The following is a 23,765-nucleotide window of genomic DNA, read 5'->3' as shown; positions in this document are numbered from 1 at the left end:
GACGACGGGATTGTCACTGGGCAGTGACATTTCGCCTGCCTGTATTGGCCTCTTCGCGGGCGCGCCCGCTCCCACAAAGACCGCACAGCCTTCCAAGTTTACGCTGTACCTGTGGGAGCGGGCTTGCCCGCGAAGAGGCCCGCACAGGCACCCCAAAAACTCAATCCAAACCCCGCGGCAGATACAGGGTCACCCGCAGCCCGCCCTCCCGCAGGTTCAGCAAGCTCACCTCGCCCCCATGGCTATGGGCGATGTTGCGCGCAATGCCCAACCCCAGCCCATACCCCTGCTGCTGCCCGGCCAGCCGGAAATGCGGCTCGAACACCTGTTCCAGCTGCTGCTGCGGCACCCCGGGCCCCTGGTCATCCACCTGCAGCACAAAGCCCTCTGCCCCGTCGATGATGCGCAGCCGCGCCCGTTCGCCGTACTTGATGGCGTTGTCGATCAGGTTGCCGATGCAGCGACGCAACGCCAGCGGCTTGCCCGGGTATGGCGCCAGCGCCTGGCCCTCGACGGTGATGCGACCATCGCCCAGGTAAGGCTCGGCCAGAATCTCCAGCACCTGGTTAAGGTCGACCGGCTCGATGTTTTCGTGGATGTCGGTGTCCTTTACGCACTGCAAGGCGCCTTTGACCAGCAACTCCAGCTCGTCCAGGTCCTGGCTGAACTTGGCCTGCAGGCGCTCGTCCTCCAGCAGTTCGACACGCAGGCGCAGGCGTGTGATCGGGGTGCGCAGGTCATGGGAAATGGCGCTGAACAGCTGGCTGCGTTCGGTCAGGTAACGGCTGATACGCTCGCGCATGCTGTTGAATGCCCGGCTCACCTCGACCACTTCACTGCCGCCAGCTTCAGCCACTGGCGCCACATCGGCACCCAGCGACATCTCTCGGGCGGCCCGCGCCAGGCGCTTCAGTGGCCAGCTTTGCCAGTGCACCAGCAAGCCGATGAACAGCAACAGCAAGGCCGTGGTCAGCACGATGAAGCCGATCTGCTGGCGCGGCAGGCGTTCGGCTTCCAGCCCCGTGTACGGTTCGGGCAACAGCGAGGCGATGTACAACCATTCGCCCTCGCCCAAGCGGATCTGCGTGACCAGTACCGGGGGTTTCAGCGGTTCCAGGGTCAGCGAATAATGGGCCCATGAGCGCGGCAGTTCATCGAGTTTGAGGCCGCTGTTGAAGATGCGCAGGTCGTCAGGCCCGACAAACTCCACGGAAATTTCCATCTGCGAACCCAGGCGCTCGTGCAGCACCTGCTGGAACACATCGATCACCGCCTGCTTGCGAGGGGTGACGGGCAGTGCCTGCATGTCCAGCGGTGTGGCGTTGAGCGACACGAAGAAACGCGTGCCGCCCATGCTGCGCAATTGGTCGAGCACCAGCGGCCGGTAGGCCACCGGCAGCGAGCGGAAGTAACTGACGCTGGCACTCATGGAATGGGCCAGGCTGCTGGCGCTGGCACGCAGCCCCTGAAGCTGGCTGGCGCGCAGCTGAGATACCCAGATGATGCTGGACAACCCCTGGGCCAGCAGGACAACCAGCAAGGTCAGCAGCAGCATGCGCCCCAGCAAGGAGCGCGGCAGCAGGCGCCAGCGCCGCTCAGGGCGCACAGCAGACATGCGCCGCCAACAAGTAGCCACTGCCTCGCACGGTGCGGATCAGCCGGGGAGGTTTGTCGGTATCGCGCAGGCGCTGGCGCAGACGGCTGACCGCCATGTCGACGATACGGTCCAGCGGCATCGGTTCGCGGCCACGGGTGGCGTTGCCGATGGTGTCGCGGTCGAGGATTTGCTGCGGGTGATCGAGGAACAGTTTGAGCAGGGCAAAGTCGGCGCCGGAGAGGATCACCTCCTCTCCATCACGGTGGAACAGGCGGTGGCTGACCGTGTCCAGGCGCCAGTCGTCGAAGGCCAGCACGGCGCTGCCCGGCGCCGTCTGGCCGAACTCGGTGCGGCGCAACAAAGCCTTGATTCGCGCTTGCAGTTCGCGGGGGCTGAACGGCTTGCCCAGATAGTCGTCAGCGCCCAGCTCCAGGCCGATGACCCGGTCGGCCTCGTCGGAGCTGGCGGTGAGCATGATGATAGGTACGCGCGCTTGGCGTGGGTGCTGGCGTACCCAGCGGCACAAGCTGAAGCCGTCTTCGTCGGGCAACATGACGTCAAGAATGACCAGGTCGCAGGGCGTGGTTTCCAGCGCGTGGCGAAAGCCCTTGCCGTCAGCCTCGGCATGCACCTGGAAGCCGGATCGGCTCAGGTAGGTTTGCAGCAGTTCACGGATTTCCTGGTCGTCGTCGACCATCAGGATCGATTTGCCGGCAGTGCTCAAGGTGGTCCTTCCTCTTGTTGATTACAGGTCTTTTTGCCTGCTGTCGGGTATTGCCATCGGGGCCGCAAAGCGGCCCCCTCAGTGATCCAACGCCTGCTGCAACGCTACCCCTGCCCCCTCCAACCCGGAAAACTCCGCCGTCACCAGCCACACCGGCACCCCGGTGAAATAGCCACTCATACACCCCTTGTCGGCAAAACTCGCGGCAAACCCGCTACGCAAGAACAGCTCGGCAAAGCGCGGAATCACACCGCCCACAATATAGACCCCGCCTCGCGCGCCCAGCGTCAGCACATTGTTACCCGCCACTCGCCCAAGGAAACGACAGAACTGCTCGACCACCGCCAGCGCCCGTGGCTCACCGCCCAGCGCGGCATCGGTGATATGCGCCGGGGTCTTGTGCCTGGGCGTTTCGCCGTCCAGCGCACAGATCGCCTGGTACAGCCGCACCAGGCCACCCCCACTGAGCACGGCCTCGGCGCTGACATGACCGATCTGACTGTGGATCTGCTGGTGGATTGCCGCTTCGCGAGCATTGCCTACCGGCAGGTCAACATGTCCGCCTTCACCCGGCAGGGCCTTCCAGTGCTGTTCGCCCAGTCGCAGCAGCGAGCCCACACCCAGGCCAGTACCTGGCCCGATCACCAATGCCGGCCTCGAGGGGTCGGCCTGGCCGGGGCACACCTCGCGGAACTCGCCTTCGCGCAGACGCGTCATGCCCAGCGCCATCGCGGTGAAATCATTGATGAGCAACAGTCGCTCGACCTGCAAGGTCTTGCAAAATGCCGTGCGGCTCAGGCGCCAGTGGTTGTTGGTGAAGCGGAATTCATCGCCATCGACCGGGCCGGCCACCGCCAGGCACACCGCCGCCAGGCCACCGCGGGCGATACCTTGGCTTTCCAGGTAGGCCTCGATGGCCTGCTCGGGGTTGGTGTAGTCCGCGGTGGCGAAAACATTTACTTCATGCAGCTGGTTGTCACGCCACAACGCAAAACGGGCATTGGTGCCGCCAATATCACCAACCAGCAGGTGCTTCATTTGAGGTGCTCCAGGGCCGAGGTAAAGGCACTGGCACCCTGCTCTGCCGGGCTGAACGCCATGCGCATGAAGCCGAACAGCTCGCGCCCACAACCCAGGTCGTTGCCCTGGGGTGCCGGCGGCAGCTCACGGCTGGCCAGTTCTTCGGCCGACACCATGATCCGCAACGTGCCTTCGACTCCGTCGACCCGCACGATATCACCATCGCGCACCCGCGCCAGCGGGCCGCCGTCGTAAGCCTCCGGGCAAACGTGAATGGCCGCGGGGATCTTGCCCGAGGCACCGGACATGCGCCCGTCGGTGACCAACGCAACCTTGTAGCCACGGTCCTGCAATACACCGAGGAACGGGGTGAGCTTGTGCAGTTCCGGCATGCCATTGCAGCGCGGGCCCTGGAAGCGCACCACCGCGACAAAGTCACGCTCCAGCTCACCGGCCTTGAACGCGTCGGCCAGCGACTGCTGGTCCTGGAACACCCGCGCCGGGGCCTCGACCACCTGGTGCTCGGGGGCGACGGCAGACACTTTCATCACGCCACGGCCCAGGTTGCCTTCCATCACCCGCAGGCCGCCTTCGGCCGAGAATGGTCGCGACACCGGGCGCAGGATGCTTTCGTCCAGGCTGTGTTGCGGCCCTTCGCGCCACACCAGCTTGCCATTGTCGAGGAAGGGTTCCTGGGTGTAGCGGCGCAGGCCATGGCCGGCCACGGTGTTGACATCTTCGTGCAGCAGGCCGGCGTCGAGCAGTTCACGAATCAGGAAGGCCATGCCGCCGGCAGCCTGGAAGTGGTTGATGTCGGCCTTGCCGTTGGGGTAGACGTGCGACAGGGTCGGCACCACTTCGGAAAGGTCGGCCATGTCCTGCCAGGTCAGCTGGATACCCGCAGCCTGGGCGATCGCCGGGATGTGCAGGGTGTGGTTGGTCGAGCCGCCGGTAGCGTGCAGCGCGACGATGGAGTTGACCAGCGCCTTCTCGTCGACGATTTCGCCCAGCGGCATGAAGCTGCCACTGGCCTTGGTCATGCGCGTCACCTGCTGCGCAGCCTCGGCGGTGAGTGCGTCACGCAGCGGCGTGTACGGGTTGACGAACGAGGCGCCCGGCAGGTGCAGCCCCATCACTTCCATCACCAACTGGTTGGTGTTGGCGGTGCCGTAGAAGGTGCAGGTGCCGGGGCTGTGGTAGGAATTCATCTCGGACTCCAACAGCTCTTCGCGGCTGGCCTTGCCTTCGGCATAGCGCTGGCGCACATCGGCCTTCTGCTTGTTGGAGATGCCGGAAACCATTGGCCCACCCGGGACGAAGATGGTGGGCAGGTGGCCGAAGCGCAACGCGCCCATCATCAGGCCGGGGACGATCTTGTCGCAGATGCCCAGCATGAGTGCCGCGTCGAACATGTTGTGCGACAGCGCTACCGCCGTGGACATCGCGATCACTTCACGGCTGGCGATCGCCAGCTCCATGCCCGGCTCGCCCTGGGTCACCCCATCGCACATGGCCGGCACGCCACCGGCGAACTGGCCGACCGAGCCGACCTCGCGCAGGGCCTGCTTGATCTGCTCGGGGAAGTGCAAGTAAGGCTGGTGGGCAGACAACATGTCGTTGTAGGCCGAGACGATGGCCACGTTGGCCGCGTTCATGAGGCGCAGAGTCTGCTTGTCTTCGCTGCCGCAACCGGCCACGCCGTGGGCGAAGTTGGCGCACTGCAGGCTGGCACGCATGGGGCCTTCACTGGCCGCACCGCGAATCAGTTGCAGGTAGCGTTCGCGGGTGGCGCGGCTGCGTTCGACCAGCCGCTGGGTGACCTCAAGGATGCGCGGATGCATGTACTGGACTCCAGGCTAATTGTAAGGGCGGTTTACCGGGCATTTCCCCTCCAAACGATTGCGGCCTAGGCTCATGGTTAGGAGCCCGCTGCATCGGTGGAGGCACGACGCCCAACCACTCGTTGTATATTTAAACAAAATACTGCCACTAAAAAGGCTTGTTTTCTATCAGCCAGTGAATAATCTTGTAATTCCAACAACAAAACCGTTTCAGTGAAGCTCCTTTGTGCCACAGGTTTCACTCGAACTGCCAGAGGTACTGCCATGACCCTTCGCATCGCCATCAATGGATTCGGCCGAATCGGGCGCAATGTCCTGCGCGCACTGTATACCCAAGGCTACCGCCAGGACCTGCAGGTCGTCGCCATCAACGACCTGGGCGACAGCACCATGAACGCCCACCTGCTCAAGTACGACAGTGTCCACGGCACCTTCGACGCGACCGTCGAGGCCGACCACGAAAGCCTGACGGTCAACGGTGACCGTATCGCGGTCAGTGCCATTCGCAATCCGGCCGAACTGCCCTGGAAGGCCGAGGCGATCGACGTGGTGTTCGAGTGCACCGGGCTGTTCACCGACCGCGCCAAAGCCGCTGCGCACCTGGCCGCCGGGGCGGGCAAGGTGATTGTCTCGGCGCCGGCCAAGGGTGCCGATGCCACCGTGGTATACGGGGTCAACCACGACATCCTGCGGGCCTCGCACCAGGTCATTTCCAATGCCTCCTGCACCACCAACTGCCTGGCGCCGATCGCCCAGGTGCTGCACCGGGAGTTCGGCATCGAGCAAGGCTTGATGACCACCATCCACGCCTACACCAACGACCAGGTGCTGACTGACGTTTACCACAGCGACCCGTACCGCGCGCGTTCAGCCACCCAGTCGATGATCCCGAGCAAGACCGGTGCCGCCGAGGCCGTGGGCCTGGTGCTGCCGGAGCTGGCCGGCAAGCTGACCGGCATGGCGGTGCGGGTGCCCGTCATCAACGTGTCGTTGGTGGACCTCACCGTCAACCTCAAGCGCGAGGCCACGGCCGAGCAAGTGAACCAGCTGTTCCTCGAGGCCAGCAAGCATTCCAAGGTATTGGGCTACAACGCCCTGCCATTGGTTTCCTGCGATTTCAACCACAACCCGCTGTCGTCGATCTTCGATGCCAACCATACCCGGGCCAACGGGCGGATGCTCAAGGTGCTGGCCTGGTATGACAACGAGTGGGGGTTCAGCAACCGGATGCTGGATAACTGCCTGGCGCTGCACCGGGCTGGCTGACGCGACCCATGTGGGAGCGGGCTTGCCCGCGAAGCCAACACCGTGGTGGATGGCACGGGCTTCGCCCGTGTTCGCGGGCAAGCCCGCTCCCACAGGGATCGCGCCAGCTTTTAGAAATTGAGCAAGACAGTTGCTCCCAAAAAAAGCAAACGACATCCAGCGACTACAATCTTTACCTTTTCCTGATAATTCCACACTTGACCTGCCGTACGGATGATAAGCATTATCATTAACCTTTCGTCGGCCAGGTCCCCCCGTGAGTCAGTCCCGGTTCAATTCCGTCTTCCTCGTTCAGCGCCTCACCCTGCTGCGTACCCTGCAGCGCATGGTCGGTAACCCCAGCACGGCCGAAGACCTGCTGCAGGAAACCTACCTGCGGGTGTCCCGCGCGCTGGGCGAGCGGCCCATCGAGCACATCGAGCCGTTCGTGTTTCAGACCGCGCGCAACCTGGCGCTGGACCACCTGCGGGCACGCCGGGTGCAGGCACGCATGCTGGTCGACGACGTGCCCGACGAAGTGCTGCACAGTGTCGCCGCGCCCGCCACCAGCAGCGAGGATGCCGCCCACGCCGAGCAGTTGCTCAAGCACCTCAGCGTCAGCCTCAATCAACTGAGCGAACGCCAACAACGCATTTTCATCCTCAGCCGCCTGCATGGCGCCACCTATCTGGAAATCGCCGAACAACTGAGTGTTTCGCCCAGCACGGTACAAAAGGAACTGAAACTGATCATGGCAATCTGCATGGGTGTTGCCGAACGACTCAAGTAAGCTGACCCCAGGCGAACGGCAACGCAAAGCCCTTGCCACACCCCGCCTTAGCCTTGATCATTCGCAAAAAAACCATTCAAGGATTCACCGTGACCGACAGCCCTGCCCCTCGCCCGTCACCTGCCAGGCCTGATGCCCGTGCTCGTGCCATGGACGAGGCGCTGGACTGGCTGGTGCGCCTGCAATGCGCAGATGCCGCAGACACCCAGGCCTTTGAAGCCTGGCTGAGCGCCGCGCCGGAAAACGCCGAGGCCTATGTCGAAGCCGAGGCGCTGTGGAACGGTACGCCGTTGCACAAGGTGGCCACGCACATGCACCAGCAGCAACGCCGCTCATGGCGCGGGCGCCTGCGCAGTCACTGGAAACCCCTGGCCACCGCAGCGCTGCTGCTGGTCGGGCTGTTCACCGTCGGTAACCTGCCCATGCGCCTGCAGGCCGACCACCTTACGGTGGTCGGCGAGCGCCAGCGCCTGCAACTGGAAGACGGCGCAAAAGTGCTGCTCAACACCAATTCGGCATTCGCCAGCGAACGCCAGGACGGCCGCCAGGTCGCCCGCCTGCTACAGGGCGAGGCTTACTTCCAGGTCCCCGAGGGCGCGCAGCTGCCGCTGGAGGTGGAAGCCGGGCCGTTGCGCGCACAGGTGCGCAACACCGACTTTGCCGTGCGCTACCTTGACGGCGAGGCCCAGGTACGGGTGCAACGCGGCGATGTCGACCTGCAGGGGGAGCGCGACCAGCGCATCCGCCTGAGTGCCGGCGACAGCATCAGCGTCGGCCCCCAAGGCTTTGGCCAGCGCCAGCGCCCCGACATGCACAGGGACCTGGCCTGGATCGACGGCCGCCTGGTGTTCGAGAACTGCCCGTTGAGCCAGGTACTGGCCGAAGTGCAGCGCTATTACCCGGGCTGGATCATCAACCGCAATGCGCAGTTGGAGCACGTTGCCGTCACCGGTAACTACCGCCTCGACCAGCCGCTGGAAACCCTGCGCGCACTGGCCCACATCACCTCGGCACAACTGCATGAGTACCCGGCGCTGGTCATCCTGAACTGACCCCTGAATTATTTTTACGCGATCGCACTCGCCCGCCCGTCTCGTTATAGCCAATGCAACTGATTCTTGTTTGAGAACGAGAACAGCCATCACCTATAACAGCCCGCGCGTCTGGGAGCGCTTCCGATGTCCACTGGTCCTACCCGCTCGTCCAACCTTCCCCGCCGTACAGGACAACTGTCCCTGTTGACCCTTGCCCTGCTCGCCAGCGGCGCCTGCAGCCTGCCGGCGCTGGCCGCCGAGCCGGCCCAGGCCAGCAGCCCGCGCATGGGCGACTACCGCTTCAGCATCGGCCAGCAGCCGCTGGTGTCGGCGATCAACGCCTTCAGCCAGGTCACCGGCTGGCAGGTCGGCTTCAGCGCCGAGCTGGCCGACGGCGTGGCTTCGCCAGGCGTGCAGGGTTCGCTGCCGCCAGATGCTGCCCTCAAGCGCCTGTTGCGGGGTACCGGGCTGAGTTTTCGCAAGATCAGCAACGGCAATGTGGTACTGGAGCGCCAAACCGCAAGCAACGTGATCGCCCTGCAGCAGGTGACCGTCAGCGCCACCCGCAGCGCACAGGACGTCAGCCAGGTGCCGAGCACTGTCAGCGTGCAGACCCGTGAGCAACTGGACCGGCAGAACGTGAACAATATCCAGGACCTGGTGCGCTACGAGCCGGGTGTGTCGGTATCCGGAACCGGCCAGCGCAGCGGGCTGAACGGCTACAACATCCGTGGTATCGACGGCGAGCGGATCCTCACCCAAGTCGACGGCGTGTCGATCCCCGACAGCTTCTTCTACGGCCCCTATGCCCAGACCCAGCGCAACTATGTCGACCCGGAAATCGTCAAGCGTGTGGAAATCCTCCGCGGCCCGGCCTCGGTGTTGTATGGCAGCAACGCCATCGGCGGTGCGGTGAGCTACTTCACCCTCGACCCGGACGACATCATCAAGCCCGGCAAAGACGTGGGTGCGCGCCTGAAAACCGGCTACAGCTCGGCCGACGAAAGCTGGCTGACCTCCGCCACCGTCGCCGGCCGCCAGGGTGACTTCGACGGCCTGCTGCACCTGAGCCAGCGCAACGGCCACGAGACCGAAACCCACGGCAGCCACAGTGGCGACGGCCTGTCGCGCACCGAAGCCAACCCGATGGACGTGCGCACCACCAACGTTCTGGCCAAGCTGGGCTGGAACTACGCCGACGACGCGCGCCTGGGGTTCACCTACGAGCGCTACAAGGATGACCGCGACCAGAACATCCTCAGCGCGGTGGGTGGGCCGTTCATCCCCGGCTTTGGTGGCATGGGCTACTACAAGGCGCGTAATGGCAACGACACCATCACCCGCGAGCGCTTCGGCGTTAACCATGAGTTCGGCCTGGACTCGCTGGTCGCCGACCACGTCAAGTGGAGCCTGAACTACCAGATTGCCAAGACCGACCAGCACACCGAGGAAGTTTACGTGCCGCCTGGCCGCCAGGTGCTGCGCACCCGCGATACCACCTACAAGGACCGCCAGTGGGTGTTCGACGCCCAGCTGGACAAGGCCTTCAGCATCGGCGCCACCGACCACCTGCTGACCTACGGCACCACGCTCAAGCACGAAAAGGTCACCGGTTCGCGCAGCGGTACCGGTACCTGCTTGACCGTAGGATCCGGTTGTTCCGCCGCCGGCGCCGAACGCCCGGCAGACGGCCAGGTTCTGGTCAGCGACTTCCCGGACCCGACCGTGAATACCTACAGCCTGTTCGCGCAGGATGAAATCCGCTGGAACAACTGGACCTTCATGCCCGGCGCGCGCTACGACTACACCCGTATGGAGCCCAAATTCACCGAGGAATTCCTGCGCGGTCTGGAGTCCAGCGGTACGGCGCCTACCTCCCAGGACGATTCGGACAAGAAGTGGCACCGCGTCTCGCCCAAGTTCGGCCTGACCTACGCCTTCAACGACAATTACACCTGGTACGGCCAGTATGCAGAGGGCTTCCGCACGCCGACCGCCAAAGCCATGTATGGCCGCTTCCAGAACCTGGACCAAGGCTACCGCGTGGAGGGCAACCCGAACCTTGAGCCTGAAAAGAGCAAAAGCTACGAAACCGGCCTGCGTGGCAACTTCGACGCCGGCAACTTCGACGTGGCAGTGTTCTACAACAAGTACCGTGATTTCATCGACGAAGATGCCGTGCAAAGCGCCAACCTGGAACAGACCTTCCAGGCCAACAACATCAAGCACGCCACCATCAAGGGTGCCGAATTCAAGGGCCGCCTGAACCTCGACCACTTCGGCGCACCGCAGGGCCTCTATACCCAAAGCTCGATTGCCTACACCTATGGTCGTAACGATGACACTGGTCAGCCGTTGAACAGTGTCAACCCGCTCAAGGGCGTATTCGGCCTGGGCTACGAGCAGCAGAACTACGGTGGCTTGCTGAGCTGGACGCTGGTCAAGCGCAAGACCCGCGTCGACGACAGCACCTTTTATTCGCCTGACGGTTCAACCTCGAAGTTCCGCACCCCGGGCTACGGTGTGCTGGACCTGACCGGTTACTACAAGGTCACCGACGACGTCACCATCAATGCCGGGCTGTACAACCTTACCGACAAGAAATACTGGCAGTGGGATTCGGTGCGCAGCTACGACGGCCAGGGTGAGGCGGCTGTGACCCAGCCTGCCAACATCGACCGCCTGACCATGCCGGGGCGCAACTTCGGTATCAATGTGGTTTGGGATATCTGAGGCGTTACGTCTGTACCGGCCTCTTTGCGGGCACGCCCGCGCCCACAGGTTCAACACAGGTCTTGGACCTGTGATGTTGCTGCAGGGGCGGGTTTACCCGCGAAGAGGCCGGTACTGGCAACACAAATACCGGCTTTTTTTACTGTCCCGCTCCCGCTGTTTCGTCTTGTATCTAGACGCCCTCTTTCCAAGGACTCCCCCATGACCGACCGCCCAGCCCTGCGCTCCCAGCGCCTGAACCAGATCACCCACGCCCCGCACGCCGAGCTGGATGCCCTGGTGAAATCCCACGCGCCTTTCGACAGCCGCGAAAGTTTCGCCCGCTTCGTCGTCGCGCAGTACCTGTTCCAGTCCGAGCTGCAGGCCCTGTACAACGACCCTCAGCTGATCGCCATCGTCCCTGATCTGGCTGAGCGCTGCCGTGCCGACCAGGCCCGCCTGGACCTCGCCGACCTCGACACCGAAGTACCGGCCGCCGTGCCGGGCGCTGTGGACAAGCCAAGCCTGGGCGAGGCAATGGGCTGGATCTTCGTCTCCGAAGGCTCCAAACTGGGCGCTGCGTTTCTGATCAAGCGTGCCGTGGCCCTGGAACTGTCCGACAGCTTCGGCGCCCGTCACCTGGGGGAACCCGCCGGTGGCCGTGCCGAAGGCTGGAAGCAGTTCACCCGCATCCTCGATGGCCTGGCGCTCTCGCCTGAAGAGGAAGCGGCTGCAGAACGCGGTGCAGTGGCCGCCTTCGAGCGCTTCACCCAGTTGCTCAAGCACGCCTACGCTGCGGATGCCGCGCTGGTCTGATACGCCGTAGCCGGCCACCCCTCCGGTGGCCGAACCGTTTTTTGCAGTGAGAACATGACCCTACCAGCCCGCTCGAAACTCGCCCGCCTGTTGTATGGAATCCTGGCTTACGTGAGCCTTGGGGTGGGTCTGGTCGCCATTGTGATTCCTGGCTTGCCGACCACCGAGTTCATCCTGCTGGCCGCCTGGGCTGCCACACGCAGTTCACCGCGCCTGTCGGCATGGCTGGAGAACCACCGGCTGTTCGGGCCAATTCTGCATAACTGGCGCAACGGCAAGGTGATCCAGCGCCGGGCCAAGGTCAGCGCAACCATCAGCATGCTGCTGTGCGCGGGCTTGATGCTGACCTTTCTGGAACACCACTGGCCAGTATTCCTGGCAATCGCCGGCATGACCCTGGGCAACCTGTGGATCTGGTCACGCCCGGAACACGTCTGCTCTGCCCCGTCACAAGCTCAGCAGCCCTGAATACAAGGCGTAGGCCGCCAGCGCGGCACCCACCAGCACGGCGGCGAAAATCAGCTTTTCCCAGGCCGTGAACAACGTCTGCCCCTGCTCATGCTTGGCCCTCGCGAACAAGATGACGCCGGGGGCGTACAGCAGCGCCGAAAGCAGCAGGTACTTGAGCCCGCCGGCATACAGCAGCCACACGGCATACAGCAGGGCAACCAGCGCCACCAGCAAGTCCTTGCGCCGCAACCTCGGCTGCCCGGCATAGGTTTCTGCGCGCATCGCCAGCAGCACGGCATACGCCGCAGACCACAGGTAGGGCACCAGGATCATCGACGAGGCCAGGTAGATCAGACTAGTGTACGTACCGGCGGAGAACAGCGTAATCAGCAGGAAACCCTGAATCATGCAGTTGGTCAGCCACAGGGCGTTAGCCGGCACATGGTTGGCGTTTTCCTTGGCCAGAAAGCGCGGCATGGTCTTGTCCCGCGCCGTGGCGTAAAGGATTTCGGCACACAGCAGCGCCCATGAAAGCAAGGCGCCAAGCAGCGAGACCGCCAGGCCGAGGCTGATCAGCAAGGCGCCCCAGGGGCCGACGATATGCTCCAGCACCGAGGCCAGCGAGGGGTTCTGCAGCCCGGCCAGTTCCGGTTGGGTCATGATGCCCAGCGACAACACGTTGACCAGCACCAGCAGCGCCAGCACACCCAGAAAACCGATGACCGTGGCCTTCCCAACGTCTGACCGACGCTGGGCGCGCCCGGAATACACACTGGCGCCCTCGATGCCGATGAACACGAACACGGTCACCAGCATCATGTTGCGCACCTGCTCCAGCACGCTGCCGAATTGTGGGTTGCTCAAGCCCCAGATATCCCGGGTGAAGATATCGGCGCGGAAGGCAAATGCCGCGATCACCACGAAAATCAGCAAAGGCACCACTTTGGCGACGGTGGTGACCTGGTTGATGAAGGCCGCCTCCTTGATGCCGCGCAGTACCAGGAAGTGCACCGACCACAGCAGCAGCGAGGCACATCCGATGGCGATGGGCGTGTTGCCTTCGCCGAACACCGGGAAGTAGAAGCCCAGGGTACTGAACAGCAGCACGAAGTAGCCGACGTTGCCCAGCCAGGCGCTGATCCAGTAGCCCCAGGCCGAGGAAAAGCCCATGTACTCGCCAAAGCCGGCCTTGGCGTAGGCATATACCCCTGAGTCCAGTTCCGGCTTGCGGTTGGCCAGGGTCTGGAACACGAAGGCCAGGGCCAACATGCCGACCGCGGTGATCCCCCAGCCGATCAGCACTGCGCCCACATCAGCACGCGCGGCCATGTTCTGCGGCAGCGAGAAGATACCGCCGCCAATCATCGACCCGACCACCAGCGCGATCAGCGCGCCCAGGCGCAGCTTCTGTCCCGGTTCGCTCATGAGCCTCCCTTTCTTCGAGCCCTGTCATGCGTTTGAAACAGCCTTGCGGGCTATATGAATATCGTTACTTATACTAAAGCTGTGCGTTCAACCTATATCACTCATAACTGCTTTGTCTATGTGCCTGCTCTCTCAAAACTAGCAGCAGTCCGGCAACTAGAAAAGAAACGGATAAAACTCGAAATTCTTGTGGAAAATTTGCGAAAGCGGCAAAAGCAGCTAGTTTCAAGCATCGCAGGCTGAACAGAGCGTTTGCTCTAGAAGGACATGGAGGTGCCAGTACGTAAGGCCTGCAGCTCAAGCTGTCGGCACTCTCCAGGAGCACCCGTGAAGGAAATTTCCTACCTTCACGTCGCCTTAAACTGACGCAAGTCAGGTCAAGGCAAAGGCGTCGGATCTATTCTGTCGTCAACTTTCTCCTGGCAGGAGTTGTTAAATGTCTGATTCATCCGGAAAACTAAAGCTCGGCGCGTTAGTTGCACTTGTCGTCGGCTCGATGATTGGCGGCGGTATCTTCTCGCTGCCGCAAAACATGGCCGCCAGCGCAGGGGTTGGGGCCGTGCTGATCGGCTGGGCGATCACCGCGGTCGGCATGCTGACCCTGGCCTTCGTGTTCCAGACCCTGGCCAACCGCAAGCCTGACCTGGATGGCGGGGTGTATGCCTACGCCAAGGCTGGTTTCGGCGACTACATGGGCTTTTCCTCGGCCTGGGGCTACTGGATCAGTGCCTGGCTGGGCAACGTCGGCTACTTTGTGCTGCTGTTCAGCACCCTGGGTTACTTCTTCCCGATCTTCGGTGAAGGCAACACCCCAGCCGCCATCATTGGCGCGTCGATCCTGTTGTGGGCGGTGCACTTCCTGGTACTACGCGGCATCAAGGAAGCCGCCTTCATCAACTTGGTCACCACTGTGGCCAAAGTGGTGCCGCTGGTGCTGTTCGCCCTGATCTGCCTGTTCGCCTTCAGGCTCGACATCTTCACCGCCGATATCTGGGCCATGGGCACGCCAGAGCTTGGCAGTGTCATGAACCAGGTGCGCAACATGATGCTGGTCACCGTGTGGGTGTTCATCGGCATCGAGGGCGCGAGCATCTTCTCGGCGCGGGCGGAAAAACGCACCGACGTGGGCAAGGCAACGGTGATCGGCTTCGTGACCGTGCTGCTGTTCCTGGTGTTGGTCAACGTGCTGTCGCTGGGCATCATGACTCAACCGGAACTGGCCAAGCTGCAGAACCCGTCGATGGCTGCCGTGCTGGAGCATGTGGTCGGCCACTGGGGGGCGGTGCTGATCAGCGTCGGCCTGGTCATCTCGCTGCTCGGGGCGCTGCTGTCGTGGGTGCTGCTGTGCGCCGAGATCATGTTCGCCGCAGCCAAGGACCACACCATGCCGGAGTTCCTGCGCCGCGAGAACGCCAAACAGGTACCGGCCAACGCCCTGTGGCTGACCAACGCCATGGTGCAGATCTTCCTGGTCATCACGCTGTTCTCAAGCAGCACCTACCTGTCTCTGATCTACCTCGCCACCTCGATGATCCTGGTGCCCTACCTGTGGTCGGCAGCCTATGCGTTCCTGCTGGCACTGCGCAGCGAAACCTACGAACAAGCCCTGGCCGAACGCAAGAAGGACCTGATCATCGGTGGCATCGCCCTGTTGTACGCCATCTGGCTGCTGTACGCCGGCGGCGTGAAATACCTGCTGCTCTCTGCCCTGCTCTACGCACCTGGCGCCATCCTGTTCGCCAAGGCCAAGCGTGAGGTGGGCAAACCGGTCTTCACCAACGTGGAAAAACTGATCTTCGCAGCCGTGGTCATTGGCGCCCTGGTGGCAGCCTATGGCCTGTATGACGGCTTCCTGACCCTTTGACCCACGTCTTCGATCAATTGGAGGAATGAAACCATGTCCGCTGAAAAACAGAAGTACGGTGTCCACTCCGAAGCCGGCAAACTGCGCAAAGTGATGGTTTGCGCCCCGGGCCTGGCGCACAAGCGCCTGACGCCGAGCAACTGTGACGAACTGCTGTTCGACGACGTGATCTGGGTCGACCAGGCCAAGCGTGACCATTTCGACTTCGTCACCAAGATGCGCGAGCGTGGCGTGGATGTGCTGGAGATGCACAACCTGCTGACCGATATCGTGCAGAACAAAGAGGCGCTCAAGTGGATCCTCGACCGCAAGATCACCCCTGACACCGTCGGCGTAGGCCTCACCAACGAAGTGCGCAGCTGGCTCGAAGGCCTGGAGCCACGCCACCTGGCCGAATTCCTGATCGGCGGCGTGGCGGGCCAGGACCTGCCGCAGAGCGAAGGCGCCGAAGTCGTGAAGATGTACAACGACTACCTGGGCCACTCCAGCTTCATCCTGCCACCACTGCCCAACACCCAGTTCACGCGCGACACCACCTGCTGGATCTACGGCGGCGTGACGTTGAACCCGATGTACTGGCCGGCGCGTCGCCAGGAAACCCTGTTGACCACCGCCATCTACAAGTTCCACAAGGAGTTCACCGAGGCCGACTTCCAGGTGTGGTATGGCGACCCGGACAAGGACCATGGCAATGCCACGCTCGAAGGCGGTGATGTGATGCCGATCGGCAATGGCATCGTGCTCATCGGCATGGGTGAGCGCACCTCGCGCCAGGCCATCGGCCAGCTCGCGCAAAACCTGTTCGCCAAGGGCGCCGTCAAGGAAGTGATCGTCGCCGGCCTGCCAAAGTCCCGCGCCGCCATGCACCTGGACACTGTCTTCAGCTTCTGCGATCGCGACCTGGTCACGGTCTTCCCGGAAGTGGTGAAAGAGATTGTGCCATTCATCATCCGCCCGGACGAAAGCAAGCCTTACGGAATGGATGTACGCCGCATCAACAAGTCGTTTATCGAGGTGGTGGGCGAGCAACTGGGCGTGCAGCTGCGCGTGGTCGAGACCGGCGGCAACAGCTTCGCCGCCGAGCGCGAGCAGTGGGATGACGGTAACAACGTGGTGGCCATCGAGCCGGGCGTGGTCATTGGCTACGACCGCAACACCTACACCAACACCCTGCTGCGCAAGGCTGGCATCGAGGTCATCACCATCAGCGCCGGCGAACTGGGCCGGGGCCGTGGCGGCGGCCACTGCATGACCTGCCCTATCGTGCGCGACCCGATCGACTACTAACGACCATTACGCCCGGCCGCACCCATGAAGTGGCGGCCGGGACATCACCGAACTCAAGGAGAAACTGTCATGGCGTTCAACATTCACAACCGCAACTTGCTCAGCCTGGAACACCACACCACCCGTGAGTTGCGCTACCTGCTGGACCTGTCCCGCGACCTCAAGCGCGCCAAGTACACGGGCACCGAGCAGCAACACCTGAAGGGCAACAACATCGCCCTGATCTTCGAAAAAACCTCCACCCGTACCCGTTGTGCCTTCGAAGTCGCAGCCTATGACCAAGGCGCCAACGTCACCTACATCGACCCCAACTCCTCGCAGATCGGCCACAAGGAAAGCATGAAGGACACCGCCCGTGTGCTCGGGCGCATGTATGACGCCATCGAGTACCGTGGCTTCAAGCAGGAAATCGTCGAAGAGCTGGCCAAGTTCGCCGGCGTACCGGTGTTCAACGGCCTGACCGACGAATACCACCCGACCCAGATGATCGCCGACGTGCTGACCATGCGTGAGCACAGCGACAAGCCGCTGCACGACATCAGCTACGCCTACCTGGGCGATGCCCGCAACAACATGGGCAACTCGCTGCTGCTGATCGGCGCCAAGCTGGGCATGGATGTGCGCATCGCCGCGCCCAAGGCACTGTGGCCACACGACGACCTGGTCGAGCGCTGCAAGCAGTACGCTGAAGAAAGCGGCGCACGCATTACCCTCACCGAAGACCCGAAAGCCGCGGTCAAAGGTGTCGACTTTGTCCATACCGACGTGTGGGTATCGATGGGCGAGCCGATCGAAGCCTGGGGTGAGCGCATCAAGCAGCTCAAGCCTTATCAGGTGAATGCCGAACTGATGAAGTCCACCGGTAACCCACGGACCAAGTTCATGCACTGCCTGCCGGCATTCCACAACTCCGAAACCAAGGTAGGCAAGCAGATCGCCGAACAATACCCGGACCTGGCCAACGGCATCGAAGTGACCGATGACGTGTTCGAGTCGCCAGCGTGCATCGCCTTCGAGCAGGCGGAAAACCGCATGCACACGATCAAGGCGATCCTGGTATCGACCCTGGCTGATCTATAGGTAGCCCGCAGTCCCTGTGGGAGCGGGCGTGCCCGCGAAGGCGTCAGCCGCATCATCGATGATGTCAGGTCTGGCCTCTTCGCGGGCATGCCCGCTCCCACAGCGAACTCCGCATCCTCCGTGCAGCGACAGTCCATTCATTCTTTCGCTAAAGGACATTCCACATGCGTATCGTTGTTGCATTGGGCGGCAACGCCCTGCTTCGTCGCGGCGAGCCCATGACCGCTGACAACCAGCGCGCCAATATCCGCACCGCCACCGAACAGATCGCCAAGATTCACCCTGGCAACGAGCTGGTCATCGCCCACGGCAACGGCCCGCAAGTGGGTCTGCTGTCGCTTCAGGCCCTGTCGTACAAGCCAGACGAGGCCTACCCGCTGGACGTGCTGGGTGCCGAGACCGAGGGCATGATCGGTTACATGATCGAACAGGAACTGGGCAACCTGCTGGCCTTCGAGGTGCCATTCGCCACCTTGCTCACCCAAGTAGAAGTGGACGCCAATGACCCGGCCTTCAGGGATCCGACCAAGTTCATCGGCCCGGTCTACAGCAAGGAAGAGGCCGAGCGCCTGGCCAAGGAAAAGGGCTGGGTGGTCAAGGCCGACGGCGACAAGTACCGCCGCGTGGTAGCCAGCCCGAAACCCAAGCGCATCTTCGAAATTCGCCCGATCAAGTGGCTGCTGGAGAAAAGCAGCATCGTGATTTGCGCAGGCGGTGGCGGCATCCCCACCATGTACGATGAAAACGGCAAGCTCAAAGGCATCGAGGCGGTGATCGACAAAGACCTGTGCTCGGCGCTGCTGGCCGAGCAATTGGAAGCCGACCTTCTGATTATCGCCACCGACGTCGATGCAGCCTACATTGACTGGGGCAAACCGACGCAGAAGGCCATCGCCCAGGCCCACCCGGACGCGCTGGAAACGCTGGGGTTTGCCGCCGGCTCCATGGGGCCGAAGGTGCAGGCTGCCTGCGACTTTGCCCGCAACACCGGCAAGGTGGCGGTGATCAGTTCGCTGGAGAACATCGAAGACATCGTCAAAGGCAAAGCCGGCACTCGGGTTTCCACCGAGAAGCCGGGGATCAGCTACCGTTGAATGCAGTCGGCGGGCTTACGCGGCCCGCCATTTTCGACCTTCCAAAGGAGATAGCCATGGCCCAGTATCACTCCGGTCATGTACACATCGAGCGCACTGCGCTGAACAACGCCGACCACAGCTATGACCTGAACATCGAGTACGAGGCCGTGGCGGACCCCAAGGAAGGCAGAGGTATTCAGTTCCACATGCATGGCAGCATCGAAGGCAAGCCGGTGGAAGAAAAGTTCTTCCTGGCCAAGGACCAGGTCTTGCCCAGCTTCCTCATGCTACTGACCCGCAAGGCGCAGTCGTATCTGGCGCCGCCGAAGAAATTCGAGACCCTGAGTTCGCCGCACAAGCTCTATGACCATATGTTCGCGGACATTCGCGAAAAGCTCGATGTGAAATCGGGCGACCCGATCAAACCTGAACATCTGGAGTGACCCTTTTCGCGAGCAAGCCCGCCCCCACAGCAGCAAGCCTGTGGGAGCGGGCGCGCCCGCGAATGCGCCACCGCCAACCTTGGGCCTGACACCCGTCTCAGGGCATACTGGCGGCCTCCATTGCCAACTGTTCGAACCCCATGCGCATCCACGTCAGCTTCATCGACCGCGTCGGCATCACCCAGGAAGTCCTCGCCCTGCTCGGTGCCCGCAACCTCAACCTGGACGCCGTGGAGATGGTCCCGCCGAACGTCTACATCGACGCCCCCACCCTCAGCCCCGCCGTACTTGAAGAACTGCACGACGCGCTGTTCGAAGTACACGGCGTGCAATCGGTGGACGTGGTCGACATCCTCCCCGGCCAGCGCCGCCACCTGCAGCTCGATGCCCTGCTGGCCGCCATGAGCGACCCGGTGCTGGCGGTGGACAGCGCAGGCCTGGTGCTGTTGGCCAACCCGGCGCTGATCGAACTGTGCGGCCGCGAATCTGCCGGCCGCTCGGTGGGTGAGCTGTTTGGCGACCCCGCGCTGCTGCAGGCGCTGCTGGACAACAACTTCCACCTGCCCATGCGCGAAATGCAGCTGAACGGCCATAGCCTGCTGCTGGACGCCATGCCGATTACCAACGCCGGTGGCCTGCTGACGCTGTACCCACCTTCGCGTATGGGCGAACGCCTGTCGGCCCTGCACCACGACCACGCCGAAGGCTTCGATGCCTTGCTGGGCGAGTCGCCGGCCATCCGCACCCTCAAGGCCCGCGCCTTACGCGTGGCTGCGCTCGATGCACCGCTGCTGGTGCATGGCGAGACCGGCACCGGCAAAGAACTGGTAGCCCGCGCCTGCCATGCCGTCAGCAGCCGCCACGCGGCCCCGTTCCTGGCCCTGAACTGCGCCGCGCTGCCCGAGAGCCTGGCCGAAAGCGAGCTGTTCGGCTACGCGCCCGGGGCCTTTACCGGCGCGCAACGAGGTGGCAAGCCTGGGCTGATGGAACTGGCCAACCAGGGCACCGTGTTCCTCGATGAAATTGGTGAAATGTCGCCCTACCTGCAGGCCAAGCTGCTGCGTTTTCTCAGCGATGGCAGCTTCCGCCGGGTGGGTGGCGACCGTGAAGTGAAGGTGGATGTGCGCATCATCAGCGCCACCCACCGCGATCTGGAGCGCATGGTCGCCGAAGGCAGCTTCCGCGAAGACCTGTTCTACCGTCTGAACGTGCTTAACCTGGAGGTACCGCCGCTTCGCGACCGTGGCCAGGACATCCTGATGCTGGCGCACTTCTTCATGCAGCAGGCGTGCACGCAGATCCAGCGCCCAGCCTGTCGGCTGACCCCCTCCACCCATTCGGCACTGCTGGCCAACCCTTGGCCGGGCAATGTGCGCCAGTTGCAGAACGTGATCTTCCGCGCCGCGGCTATCTGCGAGGGCAACCTGGTGGATATCGGCGACCTGGATATCGCCGGCACCTCGGTGGCACGCGGGCAAGACGGCGAAGTGGCCAGCCTGGAACAGGCTGTAGGTGATTTCGAGCGCGAACTGTTACAGCGCTTATACGCCAGCTACCCGTCAACACGGCAACTGGCCGGGCGCTTGCAAACTTCGCACACAGCTATCGCGCAGAGGCTGCGTAAATATGGAATACCCGGGAAACCATAACGACTGTGGTCAAAACCCATAATTGAATCGGACTTTTCCTAGCCGCTCAGCCACATTTGACTGGAGTGCTCCCCGTAGAATGGCGACATTGTAATTTTGCTTGTCACCCTGAACGAAGAGTACCCTGATGTTCGAACTCGATTTTTACGGGACACTTGTAGCCGCCTCTTTGGTACTGCTACTGGGACGCGGCTTGGTCGCACGCATTGGTTTCCTGCGCGCATACAATATCCCGGAGCCTGTTGCAGGCGGCCTGGTCGTTGCCTTGTCACTCCTGGCATTGCGCAGTTTCGATGTACACGTCCAATTTGATACCTCGTTGCAAACACCGTTGATGCTGGCATTCTTCGCTACCATCGGCTTGAGTGCAGACTTCGCAAGCCTGAAGAAGGGTGGACGGGTGGTCGCAGTATTCCTACTGGTGGTGACGGGTTTGCTTATGGTTCAGAACGCCATGGGCATCGGCCTGGCAACAGCATTGGGGCTCGACCCGCTGATGGGCCTGCTGGCCGGATCGATCAGCTTGTCGGGTGGCCACGGCACAGGCGCTGCCTGGGGCGCGACCTTCACTGAGCGGTTCGGCCTGGCTTCGGCTTCGGAACTGGCAATGGCCTCTGCCACTTTCGGCCTGGTGTTGGGCGGTTTGATTGGTGGCCCAGTCGCCCGGTTGCTGATCAAACGGGTCGAAACGCCTGGGGTGCAAGAAGAAGCACCGCAATTACCCAAAGGCTTTGAACAACCGGACAAAGAGCGCCTGATCACCTCGTTTTCATTTATAGAAACCTTGGCACTTATTGCTGTCAGCTTACTGACCGGTACCTTACTTAATGGCTTGTTGAAAGGCACAGCATTCGAACTGCCGACATTTGTTTGCGTACTCTTCGTCGGCGTACTGTTGCGCAATGGGCTTCGGGCTTTAGGTGTTTACAAAGTATTCGAACGGGAAGTGTCGGTACTGGGCAATGTGAGTTTGTCCCTGTTCCTGGCCATTGCCTTGATGTCGCTCAAGTTGTGGGACCTGGCAGCCCTGGCATTACCCTTCTTTACCTTGTTGGCCGCACAGACACTGGTCATGGCGCTGTTCGCAATCTTCGTGACGTTCAAGATAATGGGGCGCAACTACGATGCAGCAGTCCTCGCCGCCGGCCACTGTGGCTTCGGCCTGGGTGCTACACCGACAGCCATCGCCAACATGCAAGCGGTGACACAACGCTATGGTGCCTCGCACCTCGCCTTCCTGGTGGTGCCGATGGTGGGGGCGTTCTTCATCGACATCATCAATGTCATCGTGATCAAGCTGTACCTGGCATTGCCTTGGTTTGTTGCGGGTTAAGCGAGGTCACGAACCTGTGAAGCCAGGGCAGGCAATCAGCACGTCGTTCTGAGTTGCGTGGGGCCTGCCGGCACAGCCTACCAACGCAGCATGCGGGGGCCCCACCAGGCACCGAGTACCGTCGGCACGAGCATGCCGAGGACATACCACACACCCCAGAACGGCACGCCCATTTCCGGGCAATGCAGGCAGTAGGCCACCGTTGCGCTCGAGCCCGCCAGCAGGCCACCGGCAGCACCTGCCAGCCGCAACCGGGTGGGCGCCAGGCCTTTCAGCGCCCAGAACACGGTGACAAAGGCCGGCACCGACAGCAACGCGATATTCAGTGCGCAGGTACGCCATGTGCGCCCGAACAACAGGTCGGCGCGCGCCTCCACAGGCGCCCCGGCGATACTCACCGCCGCCCCGCACCAGACCAGCAGCAGTGGCAAGCCAAGCATCTTCCAGCCTGCAGCGCCCTTCCCTCCTGGCCTGGCCAAGCGGCTCGTCAACCACAGCCCGATCAACGCCAAGCTGGTTGGAAAGGCGACTTTGCCCCAGAACAACGGGGTTTGTGCGACCTCTGTGATATCACTGCGTACACCGTAAAGGGTAATAGTCAGCAGCAGTGCTGCGGTCAGCCCGCCCAGCACAGCCACTGCCATCCGCCTGCCAACGGCGTGGCGCGGCACTGGCCCTTCGCCTGCGGCCAGCAAGGCAATCAAATCGTCAGTCTTCATGGTTGTTGGCTCCTCCAATCAGCCTGGATAGCGCTTTCAGACCTCGATGTATCCCAACCTTTACCGCTGAACTGGAAAGCCCGGTAAGTTGTGCCGTCTCTTCGACAGACAACCCCTCCAGCTTGACATGAACAATCGGCAGTCGTTGCCGCTCTGGCAGCTGTTTGAGCAGCTTGGTCAGGTCTCGGCTGGCCTCGGCTGATTCAACCTCCGAGACGGCAAACAGTTGCGCATCATCGTCCAGCACATCATGCCGGGCGTCGCGACGTGAAACACTTCGCAGATGATCCGCCAGCTTGTAACGGGCAATCGCCTGCACCCAGGCAGTCAAAGGCTGCTGCGGCTGGTAAGTGTGGCGCGCGTTATGCACCGCCAGCAGCACATCCTGCACCATGTCCTCTATCTCGGCCGGGCGCCTGCTCAGACGGCTGCGCAGAAACGCACGTACATGCAGCGCAAGCGTGCCAAGAAAATCCTGATAGGCCAGCTGGTCGCCTGTCAGCCCCTGAAGCAACAGTGCTTTCAACCGGGCCTCGCGAGCCTCGAGCTCATCCTGTGAGTTAGTTCGCTGCATGGGTCGCCTGGGTTACACCCTGAATACAATTGACTTGATTCATCCGCTCCCGCCGTGTGGCACGCAGGTGCTGCAAATATGCCATG

General features: G+C 62.4%; 20 protein-coding genes. 13 read left to right on the top strand and 7 right to left on the bottom strand.

Going from position 1 to position 23,765, the window contains the following annotated elements; genetic code table 11:
* Positions 1-160: 160 nt before the first annotated feature.
* From ACI7M0_RS05175 to edd, 4 genes are all read right to left on the bottom strand, one after another.
* Entirely contained in the window at positions 161-1,615 is a 1,455-nt protein-coding gene (locus tag ACI7M0_RS05175) for an ATP-binding protein (protein ID WP_274142284.1), read from the bottom strand.
* The gene (gene gltR / locus ACI7M0_RS05170) at positions 1,596-2,321 is read right to left on the bottom strand and encodes a two-component system response regulator GltR (protein WP_014589861.1); all 726 of its coding nucleotides are present in this window, start codon (positions 2,319-2,321) and stop codon (positions 1,596-1,598) included. Before gltR ends, ACI7M0_RS05175 begins: the two co-directional genes overlap by 20 nt.
* A gap of 78 nt (positions 2,322-2,399) precedes the next feature.
* Positions 2,400-3,359: a glucokinase gene (locus tag ACI7M0_RS05165; RefSeq protein WP_129933273.1), complete on the bottom strand. Its 960-nt coding sequence runs from the start codon at positions 3,357-3,359 to the stop codon at positions 2,400-2,402.
* A complete protein-coding gene (edd, locus tag ACI7M0_RS05160; RefSeq protein WP_003255057.1) occupies positions 3,356-5,182 on the bottom strand; it encodes a phosphogluconate dehydratase in 1,827 nt (608 codons plus the stop codon). Before edd ends, ACI7M0_RS05165 begins: the two co-directional genes overlap by 4 nt.
* A 264-nt stretch (positions 5,183-5,446) precedes the next feature.
* On the opposite strand from edd, the gene gap reads away from it, so the two are divergent.
* The 6 genes from gap to ACI7M0_RS05130 all read left to right on the top strand — a co-directional run bounded on the left by gap (position 5,447) and on the right by ACI7M0_RS05130 (position 12,247).
* Positions 5,447-6,448 carry a type I glyceraldehyde-3-phosphate dehydrogenase gene (gap, locus tag ACI7M0_RS05155; protein WP_014589858.1) on the top strand — a complete coding sequence of 334 codons (1,002 nt, stop codon included), beginning with the start codon at positions 5,447-5,449 and terminating at the stop codon, positions 6,446-6,448.
* A gap of 256 nt (positions 6,449-6,704) precedes the next feature.
* A complete protein-coding gene (locus tag ACI7M0_RS05150) occupies positions 6,705-7,217 on the top strand; it encodes an RNA polymerase sigma factor (protein WP_003255059.1) in 513 nt (170 codons plus the stop codon).
* Positions 7,218-7,306: 89 nt separating this feature from the next.
* Positions 7,307-8,269, top strand: a complete 963-nt coding sequence (locus ACI7M0_RS05145) for a FecR domain-containing protein (protein ID WP_129933271.1) — start codon at positions 7,307-7,309, stop codon at positions 8,267-8,269.
* Between the two features lie 126 nt (positions 8,270-8,395).
* The gene (locus tag ACI7M0_RS05140; protein ID WP_129933269.1) at positions 8,396-10,984 is read left to right on the top strand and encodes a TonB-dependent receptor; all 2,589 of its coding nucleotides are present in this window, start codon (positions 8,396-8,398) and stop codon (positions 10,982-10,984) included.
* A gap of 201 nt (positions 10,985-11,185) precedes the next feature.
* A complete protein-coding gene (locus tag ACI7M0_RS05135; RefSeq protein ID WP_129933266.1) occupies positions 11,186-11,779 on the top strand; it encodes a biliverdin-producing heme oxygenase in 594 nt (197 codons plus the stop codon).
* Positions 11,780-11,833: 54 nt separating this feature from the next.
* Entirely contained in the window at positions 11,834-12,247 is a 414-nt protein-coding gene (locus ACI7M0_RS05130) for a YbaN family protein (RefSeq protein WP_129933264.1), read from the top strand.
* Here the strand turns inward: ACI7M0_RS05130 and arcD (ACI7M0_RS05125) are convergent.
* Entirely contained in the window at positions 12,227-13,654 is a 1,428-nt protein-coding gene (gene arcD, locus ACI7M0_RS05125; RefSeq protein WP_003255067.1) for an arginine-ornithine antiporter, read from the bottom strand. The two genes, ACI7M0_RS05130 and arcD (ACI7M0_RS05125), sit on opposite strands and share 21 nt — an antisense overlap.
* A 436-nt stretch (positions 13,655-14,090) precedes the next feature.
* Between arcD (ACI7M0_RS05125) and arcD (ACI7M0_RS05120) the strand changes: the two genes are divergently transcribed.
* The 7 genes from arcD (ACI7M0_RS05120) (at position 14,091) to gltS (ending at position 22,386) form a co-directional block, all read left to right on the top strand.
* The gene (gene arcD, locus ACI7M0_RS05120; RefSeq protein ID WP_010952187.1) at positions 14,091-15,518 is read left to right on the top strand and encodes an arginine-ornithine antiporter; all 1,428 of its coding nucleotides are present in this window, start codon (positions 14,091-14,093) and stop codon (positions 15,516-15,518) included.
* A gap of 33 nt (positions 15,519-15,551) precedes the next feature.
* Complete coding sequence (gene arcA, locus ACI7M0_RS05115) at positions 15,552-16,805, top strand: arginine deiminase (protein WP_021781892.1); 1,254 nt, start codon at positions 15,552-15,554, stop codon at positions 16,803-16,805.
* A 69-nt stretch (positions 16,806-16,874) separates the two neighbouring features.
* The gene (locus tag ACI7M0_RS05110) at positions 16,875-17,885 is read left to right on the top strand and encodes an ornithine carbamoyltransferase (RefSeq protein ID WP_010952185.1); all 1,011 of its coding nucleotides are present in this window, start codon (positions 16,875-16,877) and stop codon (positions 17,883-17,885) included.
* A 164-nt stretch (positions 17,886-18,049) separates the two neighbouring features.
* The gene (gene arcC / locus ACI7M0_RS05105) at positions 18,050-18,979 is read left to right on the top strand and encodes a carbamate kinase (RefSeq protein ID WP_129933262.1); all 930 of its coding nucleotides are present in this window, start codon (positions 18,050-18,052) and stop codon (positions 18,977-18,979) included.
* A gap of 56 nt (positions 18,980-19,035) precedes the next feature.
* Positions 19,036-19,404: a DUF5064 family protein gene (locus ACI7M0_RS05100; protein ID WP_049588478.1), complete on the top strand. Its 369-nt coding sequence runs from the start codon at positions 19,036-19,038 to the stop codon at positions 19,402-19,404.
* A gap of 140 nt (positions 19,405-19,544) precedes the next feature.
* Entirely contained in the window at positions 19,545-21,053 is a 1,509-nt protein-coding gene (locus ACI7M0_RS05095; protein WP_003255078.1) for a sigma-54-dependent transcriptional regulator, read from the top strand.
* A 127-nt stretch (positions 21,054-21,180) separates the two neighbouring features.
* A complete protein-coding gene (gene gltS / locus ACI7M0_RS05090; RefSeq protein WP_129933259.1) occupies positions 21,181-22,386 on the top strand; it encodes a sodium/glutamate symporter in 1,206 nt (401 codons plus the stop codon).
* 77 nt (positions 22,387-22,463) lie between these two features.
* Here gltS and ACI7M0_RS05085 read toward each other — a convergent pair whose 3' ends face one another.
* Both ACI7M0_RS05085 and ACI7M0_RS05080 read right to left on the bottom strand, forming a co-directional pair.
* A complete protein-coding gene (locus ACI7M0_RS05085) occupies positions 22,464-23,105 on the bottom strand; it encodes a DUF1109 domain-containing protein (protein WP_104960866.1) in 642 nt (213 codons plus the stop codon).
* Positions 23,095-23,679, bottom strand: coding sequence for a sigma-70 family RNA polymerase sigma factor (locus ACI7M0_RS05080; protein WP_010952180.1), 585 nt, complete (start codon positions 23,677-23,679; stop codon positions 23,095-23,097). The genes ACI7M0_RS05085 and ACI7M0_RS05080 overlap by 11 nt, the downstream gene beginning before the upstream one ends.
* Between the last annotated feature and the right edge of the window lie 86 nt (positions 23,680-23,765).

Origin of the sequence: Pseudomonas sp. 10(2024) (genome assembly GCF_045164175.1) — a bacterium.
Taxonomy (GTDB): domain Bacteria; phylum Pseudomonadota; class Gammaproteobacteria; order Pseudomonadales; family Pseudomonadaceae; genus Aquipseudomonas; species Aquipseudomonas alloputida.
Note: the sequence above shows the minus strand (reverse complement) of the source record. Positions and strands in the feature narration are given on the sequence as shown.